Source organism: Phosphitispora fastidiosa (genome assembly GCF_019008365.1).
Taxonomy (GTDB): Bacteria; Bacillota; Thermincolia; order Thermincolales; family UBA2595; genus Phosphitispora; species Phosphitispora fastidiosa.
Genome location: NZ_JAHHUL010000186.1, coordinates 1 through 250, shown reverse-complemented (window position 1 = coordinate 250; position 250 = coordinate 1). Strand labels below are relative to the sequence as shown.

At 68.4% G+C, this 250-nt stretch carries 1 protein-coding gene; it reads left to right on the top strand.

Translation table 11 applies throughout. From position 1 onward, the window contains the following. Positions 1–250 (top strand): sigma-70 family RNA polymerase sigma factor (locus Ga0451573_RS19435; protein ID WP_231685845.1); only part of this gene is annotated, 250 nt, incomplete at both ends.

Genomic DNA, 250 nt, shown 5'->3' with positions numbered 1-250 from the left:
ATGGAGTGCGCCGCGGAAGGCGGCGATCCGCAGAGCGATATCGAGCGCGGCGAATTCCTGGGCGAACTGGCGCGGGCCATCGAGTCGCTGCCGCCGCGCGAAAAGCAGGTCCTGTCGCTGTACTACGACGACGAGCTCAATCTGCGCGAAATCGGCGAGGTGCTCGACGTCAGTGAAAGCCGCATCTGCCAGATCCATGGCCAGGCCCTGCTGCGGCTGCGCGCGCGCCTGGGCAACTGGGCCGGGGCGG